General features: G+C 36.7%; 18 protein-coding genes. 1 reads left to right on the top strand and 17 read right to left on the bottom strand.

Annotated elements, in window-relative coordinates; all coding sequences use genetic code 11:
* Nucleotides 1-2: 2 nt before the first annotated feature.
* From A6B44_RS10650 to yiaK, 9 genes are all read right to left on the bottom strand, one after another.
* Nucleotides 3-1,454, bottom strand: a complete 1,452-nt coding sequence (locus A6B44_RS10650; protein ID WP_090919826.1) for an FGGY-family carbohydrate kinase — start codon at nt 1,452-1,454, stop codon at nt 3-5.
* A gap of 96 nt (nt 1,455-1,550) precedes the next feature.
* Nucleotides 1,551-2,534, bottom strand: a complete 984-nt coding sequence (locus A6B44_RS10645; RefSeq protein ID WP_090919823.1) for a TRAP transporter substrate-binding protein — start codon at nt 2,532-2,534, stop codon at nt 1,551-1,553.
* 31 nt (nt 2,535-2,565) lie between these two features.
* The gene (locus tag A6B44_RS10640; RefSeq protein WP_090919821.1) at nt 2,566-3,843 is read right to left on the bottom strand and encodes a TRAP transporter large permease subunit; all 1,278 of its coding nucleotides are present in this window, start codon (nt 3,841-3,843) and stop codon (nt 2,566-2,568) included.
* Nucleotides 3,843-4,322, bottom strand: coding sequence for a TRAP transporter small permease (locus A6B44_RS10635; RefSeq protein ID WP_090919818.1), 480 nt, complete (start codon nt 4,320-4,322; stop codon nt 3,843-3,845). Before A6B44_RS10635 ends, A6B44_RS10640 begins: the two co-directional genes overlap by 1 nt.
* A gap of 18 nt (nt 4,323-4,340) precedes the next feature.
* Nucleotides 4,341-5,228, bottom strand: a complete 888-nt coding sequence (locus A6B44_RS10630; protein WP_090919815.1) for an SMP-30/gluconolactonase/LRE family protein — start codon at nt 5,226-5,228, stop codon at nt 4,341-4,343.
* Between the two features lie 107 nt (nt 5,229-5,335).
* A complete protein-coding gene (locus tag A6B44_RS10625; protein ID WP_090919813.1) occupies nt 5,336-6,439 on the bottom strand; it encodes an ABC transporter substrate-binding protein in 1,104 nt (367 codons plus the stop codon).
* A gap of 62 nt (nt 6,440-6,501) precedes the next feature.
* On the bottom strand, nt 6,502-7,548 hold the full coding sequence (locus A6B44_RS10620) for an ABC transporter permease (protein ID WP_090919811.1): 1,047 nt from the start codon (nt 7,546-7,548) through the stop codon (nt 6,502-6,504).
* Nucleotides 7,549-7,569: 21 nt separating this feature from the next.
* Nucleotides 7,570-9,087 carry a sugar ABC transporter ATP-binding protein gene (locus A6B44_RS10615; RefSeq protein WP_090919808.1) on the bottom strand — a complete coding sequence of 506 codons (1,518 nt, stop codon included), beginning with the start codon at nt 9,085-9,087 and terminating at the stop codon, nt 7,570-7,572.
* A 38-nt stretch (nt 9,088-9,125) separates the two neighbouring features.
* Nucleotides 9,126-10,124 (bottom strand): 3-dehydro-L-gulonate 2-dehydrogenase, encoded by a 999-nt coding sequence (yiaK, locus tag A6B44_RS10610; RefSeq protein WP_090919805.1) that lies wholly within the window; start codon nt 10,122-10,124, stop codon nt 9,126-9,128.
* Nucleotides 10,125-10,360: 236 nt separating this feature from the next.
* Here yiaK and A6B44_RS10605 point away from each other — a divergent pair, with 236 nt between their 5' ends.
* Nucleotides 10,361-11,131, top strand: coding sequence for an IclR family transcriptional regulator (locus A6B44_RS10605; protein WP_090919800.1), 771 nt, complete (start codon nt 10,361-10,363; stop codon nt 11,129-11,131).
* A 102-nt stretch (nt 11,132-11,233) separates the two neighbouring features.
* On the opposite strand, the gene xerC is transcribed toward A6B44_RS10605, so the two are convergent.
* From xerC to rplA, 8 genes are all read right to left on the bottom strand, one after another.
* A complete protein-coding gene (gene xerC, locus A6B44_RS10600; RefSeq protein ID WP_090919797.1) occupies nt 11,234-12,148 on the bottom strand; it encodes a tyrosine recombinase XerC in 915 nt (304 codons plus the stop codon).
* Nucleotides 12,149-12,272: 124 nt separating this feature from the next.
* Nucleotides 12,273-13,364, bottom strand: coding sequence for a redox-regulated ATPase YchF (gene ychF / locus A6B44_RS10595; protein WP_090919794.1), 1,092 nt, complete (start codon nt 13,362-13,364; stop codon nt 12,273-12,275).
* 43 nt (nt 13,365-13,407) lie between these two features.
* Nucleotides 13,408-13,998: an aminoacyl-tRNA hydrolase gene (gene pth, locus A6B44_RS10590; protein ID WP_090919791.1), complete on the bottom strand. Its 591-nt coding sequence runs from the start codon at nt 13,996-13,998 to the stop codon at nt 13,408-13,410.
* 165 nt (nt 13,999-14,163) lie between these two features.
* Nucleotides 14,164-18,426, bottom strand: coding sequence for a DNA-directed RNA polymerase subunit beta' (gene rpoC / locus A6B44_RS10585; RefSeq protein ID WP_090919788.1), 4,263 nt, complete (start codon nt 18,424-18,426; stop codon nt 14,164-14,166).
* Nucleotides 18,427-18,585: 159 nt separating this feature from the next.
* Nucleotides 18,586-22,617: a DNA-directed RNA polymerase subunit beta gene (gene rpoB, locus A6B44_RS10580; RefSeq protein ID WP_090919785.1), complete on the bottom strand. Its 4,032-nt coding sequence runs from the start codon at nt 22,615-22,617 to the stop codon at nt 18,586-18,588.
* 309 nt (nt 22,618-22,926) lie between these two features.
* Nucleotides 22,927-23,295, bottom strand: coding sequence for a 50S ribosomal protein L7/L12 (gene rplL, locus A6B44_RS10575; RefSeq protein WP_090919782.1), 369 nt, complete (start codon nt 23,293-23,295; stop codon nt 22,927-22,929).
* A gap of 65 nt (nt 23,296-23,360) precedes the next feature.
* Nucleotides 23,361-23,852 (bottom strand): 50S ribosomal protein L10, encoded by a 492-nt coding sequence (rplJ, locus tag A6B44_RS10570; protein ID WP_090919779.1) that lies wholly within the window; start codon nt 23,850-23,852, stop codon nt 23,361-23,363.
* Nucleotides 23,853-24,193: 341 nt separating this feature from the next.
* A complete protein-coding gene (gene rplA, locus A6B44_RS10565) occupies nt 24,194-24,889 on the bottom strand; it encodes a 50S ribosomal protein L1 (protein ID WP_090919776.1) in 696 nt (231 codons plus the stop codon).

Raw genomic sequence — 24,889 nt, 5'->3', positions numbered from 1 at the left:
TTTTATTTATTCAAATCTTGTAACTTTTTTACTAACTTTTTGTATTGTTGATATTTTTGTTGGTAAGCATCTAAATTATCGAGATTTGGTCTCACTATTTTTAATTCTGACACTATGCTTTTTAAACAAGATCCCTGCTGCATTGCCATTACAGCAGCACCTAAACAACCCGTCTCTTCAATTTGAGGAATTTCTAAGGTTATTCCTGTTAAATCTGCTAACATTTGCATCCAAATATCTGATTTAGTAGGACCTCCCGTTACTCTTAAAACAGTCACATTTGGAAAACGTTGTAACATCTTTTCTAAATGATGCATTAAACTAAATAATACGCCTTCATAGATGCTTTGCAAAAGATGAAATTGGGTATGATAAGATTGTATACCATAAAACCCTGCTTTCATTCCAAGCCCTGTATTTGAACCATACAGAAAAGGAATAAACAATACCGAACTGCTTGCTGGTGCTAACGTAGCAATACCTGCATTTATATCCTCATAGCTAAGATTGCTCCATTGCTGTGTAAACCACTCTAAATTTCCTGCAGAAGTAGGACTTGCTTCGTGTACAATAAAAGACTGATGATCTGCATAACGTCCATAGACAAAAGGTGAACTCTGTGAGTTATCAATATGAGAAGTAATACCGCTCACCACAGACCACGTGCCTAATACCACATTTAGCGTTGTTTCATCATTCAAATTTGCACATAATGCCGTTGAGACAACATCAAACAAGCCACCTACAACAGGAGTTCCAACCGCAAGTCCAGTTTGTTGAGAGGCTTTCTCTGTAACAGTTCCTGCTTGTTGGTTTGAAGCAATAATAGGAGGTAATGCATTGATAATTTCAGGAATACCCAGTAATTGTGCTAACTCAGGATCATAAGTTCCTGTGTTCATATTATACAAATTAGATTCTGAGATATTCGTTTCTTCGCAATAAAGTTGGTCAGTTAAGCAAAAGCGAAGATAATCGTGAGACATCAACAGACTACCAATTTGATGATATCGCTTTGGCTCATTCTCTTTAATCCAACGAAGAATGGAAACAGGGTGTCCTGTCCATAATGTTTGACGGGTAATAGGATAGAGTTGTTGTGGAATACCTTCTTTTTGCCATTGTTTAACAATATCTAAAGCCCGTTGATCAGAAGAGAGAATAGCTCTTCCTAGTGGCTGATTATGTTTATCAAGTAAAAAAGCGCCTTTTCCTTGTGCTGAAAGGCCTACACCTTTAATTTTAGTCGAATCAATTTGAGATGTGTTAATTACTTGTTTTATCACATTTGCACAACTTTCCCAGAGTGATACCATATCTCGCTCTGCATAGCCCTCTTTTTCACTAAGCACAGCAACATTTTCACGAACACAGCTGTACATATTTAAGTTTTTATCAAATAGAGAGGCTTTAATAAAAGTGCCACCACAATCAATTCCCAAATAGTAACTCATTATATACCCTTAATACTTGCTTACTAAGCGGTCAGATTTTACTAAAAATTTGCAAATTTTAAATAGAATCTAACCGCTTATTTAGTTTACTCGATTTTATTTCGCTAATGCATCAATCTGTTTTACTAACTCATCGCCATTTTTATCAATAAATGCTTTACGCACTTCTTTTTCAATGGTTGCTTTAAATGGTTTAGTATCAACTTGTTCAAGTACTTCAATACCTTCCTTCTGCATTTTAGCAATAATGTCTTTCTCATTTTTTTCATTCAACTGACGTTGATAATTCCCTGCCTCTTGTGCTGATTCAACTAAGGCTTTTTGTACTGCAGGAGAAAGCGCATCAAATTTTGCTTTATTCATTACAACAATAAGAGGTGTATAACCATGATTAGTTAAACTTAAATATTTTTGTACTTCATAAAGTTTTGCCGACCATACAATACCTACAGGGTGTTCTTGTGCATCAACTGCTTTTGTTTCTAATGCAGTATAAAGCTCTGATAATGGCATTGGAACAGGATTTGCTCCTAATAATGAAAACGCTTGAATATACATAGGATTCTGGTTTGTACGTACTTTTAATCCTTTAATATCATCAGGTGTTTTGACTGGATGTTTTGAATTGGTAAAGGATCTAAAGCCAACATCCCAAAAAGCGAGACCTTTTAAGCCTTTATCTTCTAATGATTTTAAAAGTTTTTGACCAATTTCACCGTCTAATACTTTATAAACATGTTCACGATTCTGGAAAATAAACGGGATATCAATCACATTTAATTTAGGTTCTAAACCTGAAAAGTTAGGTGAACCTGACATTTCTAAATCAATGGTACCACCACGAACAGCAGAAATCATTGTTTGTGCATTCCCTAACGTACTATCAGGGAAAAGGCTCAATTTTAGTTCCCCTTTTGTTTTTTCTTTTAGTAACTTATTAAATTTTTTGGCTGCAATGTGTTGAGTATCACTACGAGGTGCTTCATAGCCAAAACGCAGTGATGTTGTTGCCATTGTATTGCTAGCTAAAAATAGGCTAATAACAGTTGCTGATATTGCTTTTAACGTTAAATGTTTCATTTGTAACTCCTTAATAAAGTTTTGAGACAACTTATTTTATCCAATTAAACGGGATTAAAATGAGTTCAGGTACAAAGATAAAAATAAACAGTAAGATGATCATCATAAATAGATAAGGAAGTATTCCTTTTGCCATCTTATCGAAAGGTAGTTTAGATACACCAGTAATGACATTGAGTACATTGCCTACAGGTGGTGTAATTAAACCGATAGAAGTGTTAAGAATAAATAACACTCCAAAATACACAGGATCAATGCCAGCTTCCTCTACTAATGGCATTAAAACGGGAGTTAGAATTAACACGGTTGGGGTCAAATCCATTACCATTCCTATCACAAAGACCATTAACATAATGACAATTAATAATGTTGTTGGGGTTTCTAATAATGGTTCGAGTAATTCGGTCATCATTTGAGGCAGTTCTGCAATAGTAATCAACCAACCCGTCACTTGTGCAGCTGCAACAAGAAACATCACTACTGCCGTCGTTTTTCCAGCACTGAGTAAAACTCCATAAAGCTGAGAGACTTTTAATTCTCGATAAACAAAAAGAGAAATGAACAAGGCATAAAACGTAGCAACAACACCTGCTTCTGTTGGAGTAAAAATACCTAATCGGAAACCACCTATAATGATCACAGGAAGTAATAACGCCCAAATACTACTCTTAAATGAATCACGAATTTCTTGCTTAGTCGCCTTAGAAAAAGTCATTAAATTCAGGTGTTTTGCTTGCCACCACCATAATACTCCCAGACAAACTCCCATTAAAATTCCAGGAAAAATACCTGCTAAAAAGAGCTTAGTAATTGACACACCACTGGTGACACCAAAAATAATAAAAGGAATGGATGGCGGAATAATAGGTGCAATAATACCTGCTGTACCAATTAAACCAGCAGAACGCTCCATCGGATAGCCTGTCGTTTTCATCATTGGCAATAACATTGCTGCCACGGCTGCTGTATCAGCTACGGCTGAGCCTGATAAACTTGCCATAATCATCGCTGCCATAATAGCAACAAAGCCCAATCCACCTTGTTTATGTCCAACTAATTTCATTGGCAAATCAATAATTCGTTTAGATAGCCCTCCTTCATTCATTATTTCTCCTGCAAGTACAAAGAAAGGAATTGCAAGTAATGAAAAGCTATTTGCACCACTGACTAACTGTTGGGCAAGAATTTGTGGATCGAATAAATCCAAATGAAGCATTAATGCCACACCACAAAGAATAAGTGAGAATGCAACAGGAATGCCTAAAATAATTGCACCAAGTAAGACTAAAAGGAAAATAATTACGGTCATTATTTTTCTCCTCTTATTAACACTATTGATGTGGCAACCAATCGAATAATAAGTAACAATCCTATAGCAACACTTGCAACTACACACGCAAAGAAATTGACCCCAGTTGGAATACCAGAAATCGGAGCCATATTGCTAAGATTAAGTTTAAACTGAGACCAAGCACCAAGTAACATCAAATAGCAACAAAACAGCATTAACCCATCAGTTAATAAATGAAGAATATGTTTTTTAATGGGTGACAGCTTATCCACAAAAAGGGTTACTTTAACATGTTGATTATCATTAAAAGCAAGGATTGCCCCTAGAAAAGTTAACCAAATAAACAAGTAACGTGAGACTTCTTCCGTAATATTGATACTACTGTTAAAGCCATAACGCAGTACGACATTAAGAAAAACAAGCAGTGCCATTACTCCCAAAATAGTAACAACCAATATCTCAATGGTTTTTGTGGCAAAATTTGAATAACGTTTCATCATACTTCCCTTGTTCTATTAGTTTATTTTTAAACGATACAAACTATTAGTGGCAGTAATAAAAAGTGTTTTTTGATTATCTCCAAAAGTAATATTTGAAGTACATTTCCCAATAATAATTCGTCCTAAAATTGTGCCATCACTAAGTAATACAACAATACCATTCTCACAACTACAGTAGATAACATCTTGATTATCAATACAGAAACCATCAGGAATACCTGGGTTAATTTCAGCAATATTCCGTCGGTTAGTTAAAAACTTTCCTTCAACGTCAAAAGCAACAAGATGGTGCAAGCCTCCTTTTTTAAACTCTACAATTGACATATCAGCTACAAATAATTGCTTCTCATCTGTAGAAAAAGCTAATCCATTTGGACGCATTACATTAAAAGTCGCAATATTAAGATCCTTTGTTTTTGGATCAAAACAATAAACATAGCACCCAATAATTTCACTTGCAGATTTTTTTCCTTCTTCATCACTTAAAATTCCATATGGTGGATCAGTAAACCAAATGGTTCCATCAGACCTAACCACTACATCATTTGGAGAATTGAGTTTCTTTCCCTCTAAATTATCTATTAATAATTCAACATAACCATTAACATCTGTACGGCTGACACCTCTACGTTTATGCTCACAAGTAATTAAATTACCACTCAAATCAATAGTATTCCCATTCGCATAATGTGATGGCTGACGAAAAATTTGCGTACCATTACTCTCACTCCATTGATACATAATATTCCCTTTTACATCACTAAAAGTAAGAGTTTGAGTATCTTTATTCCATGCAGGTCCTTCAGCCCAAATTGCTTGATCAAAAAGTTCATCCAATTCAAAGGAATTCCCTACTAATTGTTTAAAACGAGGATCATAACTTTCAATTTTTAATGACATAATTACTCCTTTAAATATACCTACTTTTTTGTAAAATATGTTGAAGATCTCACCGCTTATAAAAATTTATTACCCCAAAAGCTATCCTATCTTTTGGGGTTAAATAAATTCTATTTTAATCCCCAGATAACTTGATATGCTTCTTTATATCCATTTTGAGGGTCGTATAAATTTTTCTCACCACCATCAAATTGTACATTCTCTTTAATCACTAAATGAGGAGGAGTCACATATCCTGATGGTTTTTGATCAGAAAAAGCACGGTTTAATTCGTCTACGAGCTGCCAACCATGTAAATTTAATGGTTCAGGTACAGTTGCAAACTGATGGTCATCTTTTTTGATACGCTGATAGGCTGTTACAGAACCATCACCTGCTGAAATATTATATGGTTTATCACCAGTTTTAGCAGAGCGTAAAGAAGGTGCCATAAAATCAAAATAGAGATCATTTATAGCTAACGTATAATCCAACTTATCACCATATTTTTGAAGTAAACTAAAAGTTAAACTTGGCATACGGCTTGACGTATCCGCTAACGGTGTATCAATAAACTCTAATACTTTACACTCTTTACATTTTTCTATAACAGATTTCATTACATTTGCTTTATGAAGTGCTATTTCATAGAGAGAATCCGTTAAGATAACCACGCTTGCTTTTCCATTTGATTTTGCAACAGCAAGTAATGCGGATAACTCTGCGATTTCATCTGAATTAGAGGTAACATTATAGAAAATATTATATTTCTCATCAGGACCTGGATTTGGTGTTGCATGCCAAGAAACTAATTTAATCCCATATTTTTGTGCTTTACGAAGAGGCATTTTTGCCACATTTGGATTCCAACCACCAATAACTATTGCATCTGGCGTACGTGCAATTGCTTGGTTAAGTGCGGATAATTGGTTATTCACCGAACCTGCACCATCAAGAATGTCAAGTTTCCACCCAGCTATTTTAGAGGCTTCTTTCATTCCATCTACTACACCTAAAACGCCGCCATTTTTCATATCAGAAGCGATAAAAATAATGTGTTTGTCTTTTTGAATTTTAGGTCCTGTTTTTGGGCCATTCCATTTAGTTTGTTGTGCTGTTGCTGCTTCCACTCGCTGTTTTGCATTTTCAAGGAAAGTTTCATTTGCAATAGCATTTGTTGTAAACGTTGCCATTGTTAACATAGCAAGTGCTGTTAATGTTGATCTTAATTTCATAAATAACTCCTACTTTGAGTAATGTTGTTTATATTCCATCACTTATAGAATATTCTTTACAACTACTTTGTTGATTTCTTTTGAATTGATTTCTGATTTAATAACCGTTTACGTTGAGCATAACCAGCAATCGTAATGGATAATAGTAATGTTGTTCCATTGAATAATGGTTCAACCCAAAATGCACCACCAAATTGTTGAATACCTGAGATACCGATTGCAAGAATAGCAATCCCTACTACACTTCCCCATACATTAATGCGTCCAGGACGAATAGTCGTACTTCCTAAAAAAGCCCCCACTAAAGCGGGTAATAAATAATCCATTCCAACACTTGCTTGTCCTACACCTTGTTGTGCCGCAATTAATACTCCAGTAAAAGCAGTGATGACACTAGATACAACGAAAGGGACAATTGTGTATTTCTTAATATTAATACCATTCAGATTCGCTGCAGCTGGATTTGCTCCTACTGCATACATACAACGTCCAGTTGGGGTGTGTTCTGTGACAAGCCACATAATGATTGCAACAGCTAATACATAAAAAGCAGAAATAGGAATACCCAAAATTTCAGTGCTATTTATTGCATAAAATCCATCTGGTAAATCACCGACAATTTGTCGTCCACCTGAATGCCATAATGCAACAGCATACAGTACTGTTCCAGAACCTAACGTTGCCACAAAGCTATCAATATCCGCCAAAGCAACCAAAATACCATTAAATAAACCATATAATGCTGCAATGATAAGAACAATAAGCATAGCAACTGGCCACGAAAATCCATATTGAACTTGTAACGTAATGACTAAGATGTGCCATAACACAATTCCAAAACCGACATTTAAATCTATTTTTCCCACAATCATTGTTGTGGTTGCTGCAAGTGCAAGCAATGCGATTTTAGACTTACTTTCTAATATGGCATTAACTGTTAGCATTGAAGCAAAAGATTCAGTAGTAAGAGAAAAAATAACTATCAATAAAATACATAAAAATAATAAACCGTAACGAGTTATCATCTGAGATGACCATGCAATAAAGCCATCTCTAGCAATAGACACTGGTTGTTCTAGGGCAGTTGATTTAACACTTGTTTGAGCCATAATAACCTCTTATAAATTTAATTACGCTACCTTTTGAGCTGATTTCGAATCTGATGCTAATGCAAGTAAATTAGCAAAAGTCACTTCTTCATTTTTTAATTCTCCAGCAATATCCCCACGATTAAATATCAAAGCACGATTACACAAATGAGCGATTTCTTCAAAATCAGTAGAAATGATAATAATGGCGACACCTTTATCTAGAGCCTTATTCAGTAAGTCATAAATTTCTGCTCTAGCCCCCACATCTACACCTGCTGTTGGATCTTCTAAAATTAATACAGGGGTATCTAAATGCATCCATCTTGCCACTACAATTTTTTGCTGGTTACCTCCTGATAATGCACTGATATCAATAAAAAGATTTTTAGGGCGAATATCAAAAAGCTGGAATTTATACCAACTTTGTTCTAATTCAGCACGTTTATTGTATTTTTTAAGAGGAGAATGACCGCTTAGCACAGGATTCAAAAATAGATTTTCAGTGGTTGTCATTGACATAATGACACTTTCTCTAACACGATCACCTGCAACAAGAGCAATCCCTTTATTAATTGCATCTTGTGGTGATTTAGCAAAAAATTTGTTATTTTTTAATAAAATCGTACCGCTATCTAATTCACGTAGACCAAATAGCAAACGACCGATTTCCTCTTGCCCTGCTCCACGTAATCCCGCTAAAGCAATCATCTCTCCTTGTTGTAGGCTAAATGACACAGGGCCAGTATCTCCAACAACAACCTCTTTTAGATTTAGAACTTCACAATTATTAACAGGTAATGCTTTTCTTTGACGACCTCGAGTTTCTTCGCCTACGATTGCTCTACAAAGCCCTTTAACGTCATAATCTTTAGTATTTCCTTCCGCAACAGGATTTCCATCTCTCATTACTAAAATACGATCTGAAATGGCAACAACTTCATCTAATCGGTGTATGACATAAATCATACCAACACCCTGTTCTCTCAAACGATGTAAAACACTAAAAAGATGTTTTACATCTGCCGCAGGAAGTGACGCTGTTGGCTCATCCAAAATTAATAACTCAGCTTCTACTGCAATAGCACGAGAAATAGCAAGTAGTGCTTTTTCTGTACGACTTAAATCAAAGACTCTAGTATTGGCATCTAACTCTAAACCTACAAAATCAAGTGCTTTTTGAGCTTGTGTATTGACAGTATTCCAATCAATAATCCCAAAGCGTTTTGGATACCCCATTACAAAAGCCATATTTTCAGCAATAGTCATCCATTCAATAAGCCCTAAATCCTGATGAATAAATGCTATAGGTTGTTTATTACCTTTTTTAAGATCTTTTGCTGAGTTAATTATTTTTTGATGAAATAAAATTTCTCCCTCATCAGAGTTATAAATTCCTGCTAAAATTTTTATAAGAGTTGATTTTCCTGCACCATTTTCGCCTAAAAGGGCTACAATCTCTCCTGAGTAAATATCAAGATTGATATGATTTACTGCAGCATTATTACCAAATAATTTAACAATATTCTTAAAACTAAGAATGGGTTGCTTGCTGTTCATACTTGCCCCCAGTAATTAACAAAACGGTCAATTATTATTTATAAAGATAATAATTTTTCCCACACACTGTCATCAACAGGAATTCCATTTGCTTGATTATCGGCTTTTAGCTGTACAAATTCGTGACCAGGTAAACGAATAGCCACATTAGGATCTGAACGCTCTGCGGTAAAAACGTAATCCATAATACGATTCAGTTTTTCTTCTTTGGTTTTGCCGTCAATCAGGCGATCCACTTCAATCGCAATGAAAATTTGTGAAACACAATATTCATCATCTTTATCTTCTGTAACAGAAGCAACGGATTCTCCATTTGAAAGGAGTGTTGCAATCATATCAAGTACAATTGATAGCCCAGAACCTTTCCAATAACCCATTGGTAATAAACGACGATTTTTCTCAATGGTAGCGGGATCTTTTGTTAGGTTTCCATCATCATCAAAGCCCGCATCAACAATGGTTTGACGACCTGCAAGGCGATTGACTTCTAACATTCCATAGGAATACATTGAACAAGACATATCAACCATCGTAATTGGATTACTCGGTACTGCAATAATTAAAGGGTTTGTACCAATACGGCACTCTTTCGCCCCCCAAGGTGGCATTACTGCAATAGAGTTTGTCCAACAAATACCAATATAACCTTTCTCCGCAGCTTGATAACCATAGCCACCGCCACGCATCCAATGGTTGGCATTTTTTAATGCCACAACACCAATGCCATTTTGATCGGCTAGCTCAATGGCTCTATCCATCATTTTTTTTGCAGTTAAATTACCAATAGCCTGATGCGCATCCCATTGCTCGATTGCACCCAAAGACAGTACTTTTGTAGGTATTGCCTCTGGTTTGATGTCTCCATTTTCTAGTTGTTGAATAAATCGAGGGAATCGATTAACACCATGTGAATAAACACCATCTTGAGTGGTATCTGCAAACATTGTTGCACAATCCTCTGCAATTTCCTCTGCTACATTTCTAGCAATTAAAACACGTTTAAATTCTGCTTTTAGTTGTTCGTAAGAAACTCTCATCATAAACCTCATTTCATATATTGAAACCACGTTTTATAAACTAAACCTATATAAACGTTAAGTCAATATAATTCTAAAAATAAAAAACCTTTAATATCAAATAGTTGAAAATTAAATTCTTATTTTGTGAACAAGATCTCATTTTTTTAAGACATTCTGTTGTAGAAATTTTTACTAAAAAGAGTATATTCCTAAATAAGAGCAAGAGAGATAAAAACAAATGAAAAGGAGAAAAGATGAGTAATCAAAGTTTAATTAGAGGGTTGTCATTACTTGATATACTAAGTGATTACCCTAATGGCTGCCCACTAGCAAAATTGGCAGAATTATCCAAGCTAAATAAAAGTACAACCCATCGAATGTTACAAACATTACTAAAATGTGGTTATATTAAACCTGCAAATACCGCAGGATCTTATCGTCTAACCACAAAATGTCTAATGATTGGTCAAAAAACATTAAACTCCTTAAATATCTTAAATGTTGTATCTCCTTTATTGGAACAACTCAATATTGAAATTGGAGAAACCGTTAACTTTTCTATTAGAGATAAACATCACGCTGTTATGATTTATAAATTGGAACCTACAACAGGAATGATGAAAACTCGCTCTTACATTGGGCAGCAGTTACAACTATACTGTTCAGCAATGGGTAAGAATTTTTTAGCTTATGATAAAAAAGAAAAAGTGGAAAAATATTGGGAGTATAATCAATCAAATATAAAACAATTAACAGCTAATACCATTACATCACTTGATATGATGCATAAAGAACTAGAAAATATTCGTAACCTAGGATTTGCAATTGATAATGAGGAAAATGAATTAGGAGTTACTTGTATTGCTTTCCCTATTTTTGATATGCAAGGAAAAGTAAAATATTCCGTTTCTGTTTCTTTATCTACTGCTCGATTGAAATCTTTAGACGAACAATACTTACTTCAACAAATTAAAGAAACGGCTCATAATATTTCATCAGAACTTGGTGCTAATTTAGAGCACTAATAGAGAATACCAGAAAGTTGAGCACAACTTTGAAGCTATTATGAAAAAATTAATAAGCGGTAAGATCTTGTCATTTTTTTGCAAATTTTAAGAGTTTATCGCTTACTTCTTACGCTTCGCCCTAGGGTGAGCTGAATCATATACTTTAGCAAGATGTTGAAAATCTAGATGAGTATACACTTGAGTTGTCGAAAGACTTGCGTGTCCTAATAGCTCCTGCACAGCTCTTAAATCACCACTACCTTCTAGCATTTGGGTTGCAAAAGAATGACGCAATTTATGAGGATGAAGATGACTTTCTAACCCTTGTTTTTGTCCCCACTTTTGCATAACAAGTTGAATAGCACGTTGTGAAAGTCTAGATCCTCGAATATTTAAAAACAATGCCTCTTCTTTGGGATTAAGTTGCAGACGTACTTCTAACCATTTTTGTAATACTTCAATCGCTTTTGATCCAACTGGTAAAATTCGCTCTTTGCTTCCTTTACCTAAAACACGTATTTCCCTTGCTTTAAAATCAATATCACCTAAATTAATCCCCTGTAATTCAGCTAAACGAAGCCCTGAGCTGTACATTAACTCCATCATTGCAAGATCTCGCCAATCCATTGGTTTTTGAGGAATAAAATCAAGTAAATGTGAAAGCTGTTCAGCATCAATATTTTTAGGTAAATGCTTTCCCTGTTTAGGTGCTTTAATGCCCTGTGCTGGATTAACAGACATTTTTTCACTACGTATTAAATAAGCAAAAAATTGACGTAGTGCAGAAAGCCGTAAATTAATGCTTTTTGCACTTAAACCTGATTTATGACTTTGTGTCAAAATCCAACGAACGATTGCTGGTGTCACTTGCTGCCATTCGGTAATTTCTGCTTGTACAAGTAAGTTTGCTACCGTCTTTAATTGACGCTGGTAGTTTGTTATTGTATGTATACTTGCTTGTCGCTCAATACGTAAAAAATCCCAATAGGGCTGGGCTTGAGTAAACAATTGTTGTGCTTTACTATTGTCTGACATACTTTTAATGACCTAAATTTGCAAAAATTAAAGACGATCTAACCGCTTAAATTGACTTTATACTAAAACACCTCAAAGAAATAAGCTTTTGAGGTGTTGTTAATTTAATATTTACTTTTAATTGCTAAACATTAAAACGGAAGTGCATAACATCACCATCTTTTACAATATACTCTTTCCCTTCCAATCGCCATTTTCCCGCTTCTTTTGCCCCACTTTCTCCTCTGTAGGTAATGAAGTCATCGTAACCAACAACCTCAGCACGAATAAAACCTTTTTCAAAGTCTGTATGAATAACGGCGGCGGCTTTTGGTGCAGTTGCTCCAACGGCTACTGTCCAAGCGCGTACTTCTTTTACTCCAGCCGTAAAGTAGGTTTGAAGATTTAATAATGAGTAACCCGCTCGAATAACTCGGTTCAACCCCGGTTCTTCAATGCCTAAATCAGCCAAAAATTCGTCTCTTTCATCATCATCAAGCTCAGCAATTTCAGACTCAATCGCAGCACAAACAGGTACTACAACAGCATTTTCTTGCTCTGCAATTGCTCGTACTTTATCAAGATAAGGGTTATTTTCAAAGCCATCTTCATTCACATTTGCAATGTACATTGTTGGTTTTAAAGTTAAAAAGTTATAACCTTTAATGGCAAAAAGCTCATCTTTATCTAAATCCACACTGCGAATCATTCCAGCCTCTGATAATACAGGAAGAATCTTTTCCATAATAGACAGCTCAAATTTTGCATCTTTATCACCACCTTTAGCACGTTTATTTAAACGCTGAATAGCACGCTCACAGCTATCTAAATCAGCTAAAGCTAATTCTGTATTAATTACTTCAATATCATCAAGAGGATCAATCTTCCCTGCAACGTGCACAATATCATCATTTTCAAAACAACGAACTACGTGTCCAATTGCATCGGTTTCACGAATATTGGCTAAAAACTTATTTCCTAAACCTTCGCCTTTACTTGCCCCTGCAACCAAACCTGCAATATCTACAAATTCCATTGTGGTTGGTAATACTCGTTGTGGATTGACAATTTCAGCCAATGCATCTAAACGAGGATCTGGCATTGGTACAACGCCAGTATTTGGTTCAATGGTACAAAACGGATAGTTTGCCGCCTCAATACCTGCTTTTGTCAATGCGTTGAAAAGGGTTGATTTTCCAACATTTGGTAAACCTACGATACCACACTTAAATCCCATAATTTTTCCTTATTTTTGCAAATTTTTTACTTAATCATACCGCTTATAATGTTGCCTTAAACCCATTTAAACGATTCATTGCTTTTAATACGCCTTCTTTAAATAAAAGTTCCACGCTACGAGCTGCCTCATCAACGGCTTCATCAATTAATTTTTGATCCTGTGGTGATGGTTTGCCTAACACATAATTAGACACCATATTTTTATCTCCAGGATGATCAATCCCAATTCGCACACGATAAAAATTTTTATTATTCCCTAAACTGGCAATAATATCTTTCAGACCATTATGCCCGCCGTGTCCGCCACCTTGCTTGATTTTCGCCACACCACAAGGTAAATCAAGTTCATCGTGTGCCACTAAAATTTCTTCTGGTTGAATACGATAAAAATTCGCTAATGCTCCCACTGATTTACCACTTAAATTCATAAAAGTGGTTGGCACAAGTAATCGTACTTCGCCCTGTGAAGTATTGATTTTAGCAACTTTACCAAAAAATTTATTCTCTTCTTTTAAACTTGCATTAAATAAACGTGCAATTTCATTGACTAGCCATTCCCCTGCATTGTGGCGAGTACCTTCGTACTTCGTTCCAGGATTAGCTAAACCAACAATTAATTTAATTTTTGACACTGTGTTCTCTTCAAATTACTAAACAACGCTATATTGTAGGAAAAATCATAAGATTTAACAAGAATTAACCAAAATATACCGATGCTATTTTCTTCTAAAAAAATACCCCAGAAGTACAGAACTTCTGAGGTATATATTTTAGCTTAATGAACTAGAGGTTAAAGATTAACCGTCTAAACCAGCATTTAACAATGCAGCTAAACTTTGTGCTGCTTCATCAGTCGCTGAAGTTTGCTCTGCTTTTAATGCAACAGGTTGCTCTTCAGTCATTATTGATGATGTTAAATCCAATTTAATGTCATTTTGCTTACGTTTTTCTGCTCGTTTCTGATGATAAGAGAACCCTGTACCAGCAGGAATTAAACGACCTACAATTACGTTTTCTTTCAGACCACGTAATTCATCACGTTTACCCGCAACAGCGGCTTCTGTAAGCACTCGAGTTGTTTCTTGGAACGATGCCGCAGAAATAAAGGATTCAGTTGCAAGTGATGCTTTGGTAATACCCAATAATTCACGTTGATATTCAACCAATGGTTTCCCTTCCGCTTCACGTTTACGGTTCACAATTTTCACTCGTGCGACTTCAACCTGCTCTCCATTTAGGAATTCAGAGTCATAAGCATTGGTGATAATTCCTTTACGCAACATCTGACGAACAATAACCTCGATGTGCTTATCGTTAATTTTTACCCCTTGTAAGCGGTAAACTTCTTGCACTTCATTGACGATATAATCCGTTACTGCGTGAATACCACGTAAACGTAAAATATCGTGAGGCATTTCAGGACCATCAGAGATTACATCACCTCGTTGGATCATCTCACCTTCAAACACGTTAAGCTGACGCCATTTCGGAATCATTTCTTCATGTGCATCGCCTTCTGCTGGTGTAATTACTAAGCGACGTTTTCCTTTAGTTTCTTTACCAAATGAAATGATACCTGAGATTTCTGCTAAAATTGCAGGCTCTTTTGGTTTACGTGCTTCAAATAAATCGGCAACTCGAGGAAGCCCCCCTGTAATATCCTTAGTACCTACAGACTCTTGTGGCATACGAGCTAACGCATCACCTACTGAAATTTCAGCACCATCTGTCAAACTAACAATAGATTTACCCGCTAAGAAATAGTTAGCTGGCACATCGGTACCTGAAATTAATACATCATTACCTTTTTTATCCACCAGTTTTAATGCTGGACGTAAATCTTTACCAGCGGCTGTACGTTCACCAACATCTTGTACAACAATTGATGATAAACCTGTTAATTCATCCGTTTGACGAGTAACAGTCACACCATCAATCATATCACTAAATTGAATAAAACCACTTGCTTCTGCAATAATTGGTAATGCGTGAGGATCCCAATTTGCAATTACATCGCCAGCTTCAACTTCTGCACCATCACCTTTAGAAAGAATAGTACCGTAAGGCACTTTATATTTTTCTTTAGTACGTCCAAAAATATCAACAACGGTTAATTCTGTTGTACGAGAAGTAATAACTAATTTACCATTTTTATTGGTTACAAATTTCGCATTTGCAAGTTTAAGGGTACCACTTGTTTTAACTTGTACACTAGATTCTATTGCTGCTGTTGATGCCGCACCACCGATATGGAACGTACGCATCGTTAACTGTGTTCCTGGTTCACCGATAGATTGTGCTGCAATAACACCTACGGCTTCCCCTTGATTGATGATATGACCACGAGCAAGATCACGTCCATAACATTTCGCACACACACCGAAGTCTGTATCACAAGTTACTACTGAACGTACTTTAATCACGTCAACAGATTCAACATCAATCACATCACACCATTTTTCATCAAGTAGTGTGTTGCGAGGAATTAAGATTTCATCTGTACCTGGTTTAACCACATCTTCTGCCACAACTCGACCTAATACACGTTCACGTAATGGTTCTTTAACATCACCACCTTCAATGAGAGGTGTCATAACGATACCTTCATGTGTATCACAATCATCTTCGATAATCACTAAATCTTGTGCAACATCAACTAAACGACGTGTTAAGTAACCTGAGTTTGCTGTTTTTAATGCCGTATCCGCAAGACCTTTACGTGCACCGTGGGTTGAAATAAAGTACTGAAGTACGTTTAGACCTTCACGGAAGTTCGCGGTAATTGGTGTTTCGATGATTGAACCATCTGGTGCCGCCATCAAACCACGCATACCCGCTAACTGACGAATCTGAGCCGCTGAACCACGAGCCCCTGAGTCTGCCATCATAAAGATACTATTGAATGATGGTTGTTTTTCCATCTCACCTTTACGATTGATAACTTCCTCTGTGGAAAGGTTTTCCATCATCGCTTTTGCAACACGCTCATTGGCAGCTGCCCAAATATCGATAACTTTGTTATAACGCTCTCCAGCAGTCACTAAACCTGATTGGAATTGCTCTTGAATTTCAGCAACTTCTTTTTCTGCCGCTGAAATAATCGATTCTTTTTCCTCTGGAATAACCATATCATCTATACCAACAGATGAACCACTTCGAGCCGCATAAGCAAACCCAGTGTACATAATTTGGTCAGCAAAAATAACACTCTCTTTCAAACCTAAATGACGATAGCTTTCGTTAATTAATTTTGAAATTGCTTTTTTACCCAATGTTTGGTTAAACAGTGCAAATGGCATACCTTTTGGTGCAATCATCCATAAAATAGCACGACCCACAGTTGTGTCGACTAAATTAGTTGTTGCAACATAGTTACCACTTTCTGATTTTTGATATTCCGTAATACGTACTTTAACACGTGCGTGTAACTCTGCTTGACCAGTACGATAGGCCTTTTCTGCTTCACGTGGGTCTAAGAAGTACATACCTTCACCTAACGCATTGATATTTTCACGCGTCATATAGTAAAGACCTAATACAACGTCCTGAGAAGGTACGATGATTGGCTCACCATTTGCTGGAGATAATACGTTGTTGGTTGACATCATTAACGCACGCGCTTCTAATTGTGCTTCAAGAGTTAATGGAACGTGAACCGCCATTTGGTCTCCATCGAAGTCTGCATTGAACGCCGCACAAACCAATGGATGTAACTGGATCGCTTTACCTTCAATCAATAATGGTTCAAAGGCTTGAATACCCAAACGGTGAAGTGTTGGAGCACGGTTTAATAAGATTGGGTGCTCACGAATAACTTCCGCTAAAATATCCCAAACAATCGGCTCTTCACGCTCAACCATTTTCTTCGCCGCTTTGATTGTTGAAGCAATGCCACGACCTTCTAATTTAGAGTAAATAAATGGACGGAATAATTCCAATGCCATTTTTTTCGGTAAACCACATTGGTGTAAATGTAAGTATGGACCTACAGTAATTACCGAACGACCAGAGTAATCTACACGCTTACCTAATAAGTTTTGACGGAAACGACCTTGTTTACCTTTGATCATATCCGCTAATGATTTAAGTGGACGACGGTTTGAACCAGTAATTGCACGACCACGACGACCATTATCTAATAATGCGTCTACAGATTCTTGTAACATACGTTTTTCATTACGTACGATGATATCTGGTGCCACTAAATCTAATAAACGTTTTAAACGGTTATTACGGTTGATTACACGACGGTATAAATCATTCAAATCTGATGTCGCAAAACGACCACCATCAAGTGGTACTAATGGACGTAAATCTGGTGGTAATACAGGTAATACTTTCAACACCATCCATTCTGGTTTATTACCTGAATGCTGGAATGCTTCCAATACTTTTAAACGTTTGGTAATTTTTTTACGCTTTGTTTCTGAATTGGTTTCTTGTAATTCTTCACGCAACATTTCACATTCGTGATCTAAATCTAATTCACGAAGTAAATCTTGGATACCTTCTGCACCCATTTTTGCTTCAAATTCATCGCCCCAACGCTCTTCTGCTTCCCAGAATTGTTCTTCAGTTAATAACTGTGCTTTTTCAAGATCCGTCATTCCCGGCTCAACAACCACATAAGATTCAAAATAAAGCACACGTTCAATATCACGTAATGGCATATCTAAAATAATACCAATACGAGATGGTAGAGATTTTAAAAACCAAATATGCGCCACTGGACACGCAAGATCAATATGACCCATACGATCACGACGTACTTTAGTTTGGGTAACTTCAACACCACATTTTTCGCAAATTACACCACGGTGTTTTAAACGCTTATACTTTCCACAAAGACATTCATAATCTTTTACTGGTCCAAAAATACGTGCACAGAAAAGACCATCACGTTCAGGTTTGAAGGTACGATAATTAATTGTTTCAGGTTTTTTTACTTCACCAAAAGACCATGAATGGATCTTATCTGGTGAGGCTAACCCAATTTTGATTACATCAAAATCATCATTTGTTTGAGATTGTGATTTTAAAAACTTTACTAAGTCTTTCACTTTCTACTCCTAATAAGGAATTAAAGTCTATTTAAGGCAACCGCCCTAAACTATGAAATTTTATTTTGTTGGAAGCGGTACGATCATTAAAAAATTTTGCAAATTTTCTCTGTTATCCTACCGCTTGTTCCGCTGCTTTCTCTTGTAAACAAGAAGAAACTACTTCGCTTCGTCCAACTCCATATCAATCGCTAATGCACGAATTTCTTTCGTAATTACATTAAAGGATTCTGGCATACCTGGTTCCATATGATGTGTGCCGTCTACAATGTTTTTATACATCTTCGTACGACCATTCACATCATCTGATTTAACCGTAAGCATTTCTTGTAGAGTATAAGCCGCACCGTATGCTTCTAATGCCCATACTTCCATCTCTCCGAAACGCTGACCACCAAATTGTGCTTTACCACCCAATGGTTGCTGAGTCACAAGACTATAAGAACCCGTTGAACGTGCATGCATTTTGTCATCTACTAAGTGATTCAATTTCAGCATATACATATAACCAACAGTTACAGGACGCTCAAATTTCTCACCAGTACAACCATCATACAAAGTAATTTGACCTGAAGCAGGTAAACCACCAAGTTCTAATAAGTCTTTAATTTCATCTTCATAAGCACCATCAAAGACAGGCGTTGCAAGTGGCATACCTTTACGAAGATTTTCCGCTAAACGCATCACTTCTTCATCACTGAACTTGTTTAAATCAACAACTTGAACACCGCAACCTAAATCATAAGCTTTTTGAATATACTCACGTAATTTTGCAATTTCTTGTTGCTGTTTAAGCATTTGGTTGATTTGATCACCAATACCTTTTGCCGCTAAACCTAAATGAGTTTCAAGAATCTGACCGATATTCATACGAGATGGTACACCCAATGGGTTTAACACAATCTCAACTGGCTGACCATTTTCATCATAAGGCATATCTTCAACAGGATTAATTTTTGAAATAACCCCTTTGTTACCGTGACGTCCAGCCATTTTATCACCTGGTTGAATATGGCGTTTTACTGCAAGGTAAACCTTAACCACTTTCAATACACCTGGTGCTAAATCATCGCCTTGAATAATTTTATTACGTTTAATTTCAAGTTTACGCTCAAACTCTTTACGTAGCTCTTCGTGCTGTTCCGCAAGTTGCTCTAGTTGATTTTGTTTATCTTCATCATCAACAGCTAACTCTAACCATTTTTCACGTTTCTGCTTATCTAACTCAGAGGCTGAAACACCAGAAGAAATAAGCACATTACGTACACGAGCAAATAAACCTGCTTCTAAAATATCTAGCTCTTCTGCTAAATCTTTTTTCGCTTCTTTTAGTTGCATTTCTTCAACTTCTAAAGCTCGTTTATCTTTTTCAACACCATCACGAGTAAAGACTTGAACATCAATTACTGTACCAGAAATACTATTTGGTACACGTAGTGATGAATCTTTGACATCTGATGCTTTTTCACCAAAGATTGCACGTAAAAGTTTTTCCTCAGGGCTTAATTGGGTTTCACCTTTAGGGGTCACTTTACCCACTAAAATATCGCCACCTTTCACTTCAGCACCTACATAAACAATCCCTGATTCATCCAGTTTGCTTAATGCAGATTCACCGACGTTTGGAATATCCGCTGTGATTTCCTCAGAACCCAGTTTAGTATCACGAGCCACACAAGATAATTCTTGAATATGAATAGTCGTGAAACGGTCTTCCTGAACAACTCGTTCAGACACTAACATTGAATCTTCAAAGTTATAACCATTCCAAGGCATAAACGCCACTCGGATATTTTGACCTAACGCTAACTCACCTAAATCTGTTGAAGGACCATCTGCTAGGATTTCTCCTCTCTCTATAGGTTCACCTAAATTCACACAAGGAATTTGGTTGATACAAGTATTTTGGTTTGAACGGGTATATTTAATTAAGTTATAAATATCAATACCTGATTCACCCGCAACAGTTTCATCTTCGTTTACTTTAACAACGATACGAGATGCGTCCACATACTGAACGGTACCACCACGTTTCGCCACAACCGCAACACCTGAATCAAGTGCAACGGCTTTTTCTGTACCTGTACCGACTAATGGTTTGTCCGCACGTAATGTTGGCACGGCTTGACGTTGCATATTCGCACCCATTAAGGCACGGTTCGCATCATCGTGTTCCAAGAATGGAATTAATGCTGCTGCCACAGATACCATCTGTTGTGGTGAAACGTCCATATATTGAATATCTTCTGGACGGAATAAACCTGATTCACCGTGTTCTCCACGAGCAGTCACATAAGTATCTGTGAAACGTAAGTTTTCGTCTAAGTTTGCATTTGCCTGAGCAATCACATACTGACCTTCTTCAATTGCTGATAAGTATTCAATGTCTTCTGTTACTTGGCCATCAACTACTTTACGATATGGTGTTTCTAAGAAACCATAGCTGTTAGTACGAGCATAAACTGAAAGTGAGTTGATCAAACCGATGTTTGGTCCCTCTGGGGTTTCAATCGGACATACACGACCATAGTGCGTATTATGAACATCTCGAACCTCAAAGCCCGCACGTTCACGAGTTAAACCACCTGGACCTAATGCAGAAATACGACGTTTGTGCGTTACTTCTGAAAGCGGGTTGTTTTGATCCATAAATTGCGAAAGTTGTGAAGATCCGAAGAACTCTTTCACTGCCGCAGAAATAGGTTTTGCATTGATAAGATCTTGAGGTGTTACACCTTCTAAATCACCCAATGATAAACGCTCACGCACAGCACGTTCTACACGCACTAAACCGATACGGAATTGGTTTTCAGCCATTTCACCCACCGAACGAATACGACGGTTTCCTAAATGGTCAATATCATCCACTTCACCACGACCGTTACGAATTTCAATCAGTTTTTTCATTACGCCAACGATATCATCGTTGCTTAAAATACTTGAACCTTCCTCTCCTGGAATATCCAAAGAGCGATTGAATTTCATACGACCCACAGATGAAAGATCATAACGATCTGTTGAGAAGAACATATTATCAAATAGGCCTTCTGCTGCTTCTTTCGTTGGCGGTTCACCTGGACGCATCATACGATAGATTTCAACTAATGCACTTAAACGGTCTGTTGTGGAATCTACACGTAATGTTTCTGAAATATAAGCACCGTGATCTAAATCATTGGTAAATAATACGTCAATTTCTTTATAACCAGCAGCACTTAATTTAGCTAATAATTCTAAATTAATCTCATCATTTGCAGAACAAACAACTTCACCTGTTTCAAGGTCAATATAATCTTTTGCAGCAACTCTACCAACGATATACTCAACAGGTACTTCAATTTGGGTTACATTATCTTTTTCTAAGTTACGGATATGACGAGCAGTAATACGGCGACCCGCTTCCACATATACTTTCTTTTTAGATTCAATATCAAAAGCAGCTGTTTCACCACGTAAACGCTCTGGTACTAACGTCATCAATAATTTATTCTTTTTCACTTCAAAAGTGACGGTTTCAAAGAATAAATTTAAAATTTCTTCTGTTGTATAGCCTAATGCACGTAAAATGATAGTCGCAGGTAATTTACGACGACGGTCAATACGAGCAAATAAATTATCTTTTGGATCAAACTCAAAATCTAACCACGATCCACGGTAAGGGATAATACGTGCGTTATACAGGATTTTACCTGATGAATGAGTTTTACCTTTATCACTATCAAAAAATACACCTGGACTACGATGCAATTGCGATACAATTACACGCTCAGTACCATTAATCACAAAAGTTCCATTATTTGTCATTAATGGGATCTCACCCATATATACTTTTTGTTCTTTAATATCTTTTACTGTTCCTGCTACGGCTTCACGATCATAAGTGACCAAACGAAGTTTTACTCGCAATGGAGCGGCATAAGTTGTTCCACGAATTTGGCATTCACGCACATCAAATGTAGGTTCGCCAAGCTCATAAGAAACGTATTGTAATTCAGTGCTACCATTGTTACTTACAATAGGAAATACTGAACGGAATGCCGCTTCTAAACCTAGTTGTCCTTCTGGATCTTGTTGGATAAACTTATCGAAAGAATCAAGCTGAATTGTTAACAAATATGGAACATTCAAAACTTGTTGACGTTTACCGAAGCTTTTACGGATACGTTTTTTCTCTGAATAGGAGTACGTCATTTTTAATATCTCTAGTTATTGATTCTTAGGTTGAATTCACAATCCTGCACTCAGAAGAGGCTGGAAGTGGCATTAAAAGTAAAAATTAATTTACTTAAATTAGTACGAGGTGTCGTTTTCCAATTCAGCAAACTACAAGTCAAAAATCACTACTTATAGGGCATAAATCAGGGAAATGTAATTAGTTTTACTAATTATAATCGCACAGACTAAAACGACAAAATCTGTCCAAATTCTTTAAAGCACAAAAGGCTGATGGAAAAATCCACCAGCCATTGACTCTAAAAGAGCGTAACAGAATAATCAAAATTATTTGATTTCTACTTCTGCGCCCGCTTCTTCTAATTGTTTTTTAAGTGCTTCAGCTTCGTCTTTAGCAACACCTTCTTTTAAGGTTGCTGGTGCTGATTCAACTAGGTCTTTCGCTTCTTTTAAGCCTAAACCTGTTGCACCACGAACAGCTTTGATTGCTGCAACTTTGTTTGCACCTGCTGCTTTTAATACAACATCAAACTCAGTTTTTTCTTCTGCTGCTTCACCGCCTGCTGCTCCAGCTACTGCAACTGCCGCTGCTGCTGAAACACCAAATTTTTCTTCCATTGCAGAAATTAATTCTACGATTTCAGTTACTGATTTTGAAGCAATCGCTTCAATGATTTGTTCATTAGTTAATGACATAACAATTGTTTCCTAAAATAAAAAAGTTAATAATTGCACAACTTAATCTAGTTTAATCACTAAAATTAAGCTGCGGCTTCCATTTGATCACGAAGAGCTGCAAGAGTACGAACAAGTTTGCCCGCTGAAGCTTCTTTCATTACACTCATTAATTGAGCGATTCCTTCGTCAAACGTTGGTAATGTTGCCAAGAAGTTAGGGTCTTGGATTTTACCTTCAAAGGCTGCACCTTTAATTTCAAACTTATCGTTTGCTTTAGCAAAGTCTTTGAACAAACGTGCTGCTGCACCTGGATGCTCATTTGAAAAAGCGATAAGTGTTGGACCTACAAACGCATCTTTTAAACACTCATATTCTGTCCCTTCTACCGCACGACGCAATAATGTATTACGAACAACACGGATAGAAACGCCAGCTTCACGAGCTGATTTACGCAGTTCAGTCATTTTATCTACAGTCACACCACGAGAATCCGCGATAACTGCAGACAGCGCACCTTTGGCTGTTTCATTTACTTCAGCAACAATTGCTTGTTTGTCTTGAAGATTTAATGCCATTGGTTTTAGCTCCTGATACCTCTGCCGTTTATCTCTATAACAAATAAATATAAAGTAAGCGGTCAGATTTTTTCTAAAATTCTCAAAAATAATTTACATTACCCTTGAGGCTAAAGGTGAACAGAAGCAGAAAAAATTCTTCTATCGTTCTGACACCATCTACGCAGGAAAATTAAGAAAACACTTACAATATTTACAAATGTTTTCACCTACGGTCTTGGACGGGGCTTGAAAAAGGTCAAGCACCAACCAGAATATAGACTAAAATAGTCTAAAAGGTTGAAAATTGTAACAATAATTTCCAACCCTGTAAAGTGATGAATTTATCACCACTCAACAAATTAGAGCGCTAATGAAGCTTGATCTACTTCAACGCCAGCACCTTGAGTGGTAGAGATGCTTACTTTCTTAACGAAAACACCTTTTGCTGTTGTTGGGCGAGCTTTAATTACTGCACCTAAGAATGCTTCTAAGTTTTCTTTTAATTGCTCTTCAGAGAAGTCAGCTTTACCGATTGAAGTATGGATAATACCATTTTTATCATTGCGGTAACGAACCTGACCTGATTTCGCATTTTTCACTGCTTCAGCAACGTTTGGCGTCACAGTACCAACTTTAGGGTTTGGCATTAAACCACGTGGACCTAAAATTTGACCTAATTGACCAACGATACGCATTGCATCTGGAGAAGCAATAACAACATCAAAGTTCATTTCGCCTTTTTTCACTAATTCAGCAAGATCTTCCATACCTACGATATCAGCACCTGCTTCTTTCGCCGCATCTGCATTTGCACCTTGAGTGAACACAGCTACACGTACTTCACGACCTGTTCCGTGTGGTAACACTGTTGCACCACGTACGTTTTGGTCTGATTTACGAGGGTCGATACCAAGATTAACTGCTACATCAACACTTTCAACAAATTTTGCTGTTGCAAATTTTTTCAATAAAGCGACCGCTTCGTTGATTTCATAAGATTTAGTTGCGTCAACACCTTCTCTAATTGCTTTCATACGCTTAGTAAGTTTAGCCAT

The organism is Pasteurella skyensis (assembly GCF_013377295.1).
Classification (GTDB): domain Bacteria; phylum Pseudomonadota; class Gammaproteobacteria; order Enterobacterales; family Pasteurellaceae; genus Phocoenobacter; species Phocoenobacter skyensis.
The sequence above is the reverse complement of the archived record's forward strand: the minus strand, read 5'-3'. Positions and strand labels throughout refer to the sequence as shown.